General features: G+C 49.1%; 1 protein-coding gene. It reads left to right on the top strand.

Going from position 1 to position 699, the window contains the following annotated elements; translation table 11 throughout:
- A partial coding sequence (locus tag R7Q46_RS27200; RefSeq protein WP_318078269.1) for a porin occupies positions 1–699 on the top strand: 699 nt, incomplete at both ends.

Below are 699 nucleotides of genomic sequence, written 5' to 3'. Positions count from 1 at the left end.
GCGAAAACTCATTTAAAACTCGTCTTGGTTACTTAGGTCTGACTCACGATACATACGGTCGTGCAGTGGGTGGTACGCAATGGGCACCTTACTACGACGTAGCTGGCGTAGCAGATATGCCGATTGCATTTGCGAACGACTTTATCTATGACGACCACGGCAACCTAGGCACTGGCCGCGCAGAGAAAATGATCTCTTACCGCAACGCAATCGAACTTGGCGAAGCAGGCAAAATTAACGTTGGTCTAGGTTGGCAAGGTACGAACGAAGCGACGGATACGCATACATACGATGACCGCGTACAAGTTGCCATTTCTTACGCGATCATGAGCGCAAAAGTGGGTTACACGTACAACGGTGGCGACTTCCAAGATTCAGCGTACATCGGTAAGCATTCAGCTGAATCTCACCTAGTCTCTGCGGCATACGGTTCTTACGGTCAAGGCTTGTACCTAGCAGCGGTTTACGGCTCGAACGAAAACATGAACTTCGCTGATAAAACTCGTCTAGCTGAAAGCGACGCGTACGAAGCGTTGATCGCTTATGCACTGCCTAATAGCCTAAATCTGAGCATCAACTACGAAATGGTTGAAGGCAAAGACGTGAAAGGCGCGAAGACAGAAACGGCTCGTGAAGAAATGGCGCTGCAAGCAGAATACAACTTCACACCTAAGTTTGTGGGTTATGCGGGTTACCAGT

It is taken from the genome of Vibrio sp. 811 (assembly GCF_033339195.1).
The sequence above is the reverse complement of the archived record's forward strand: the minus strand, read 5'-3'. Positions and strand labels throughout refer to the sequence as shown.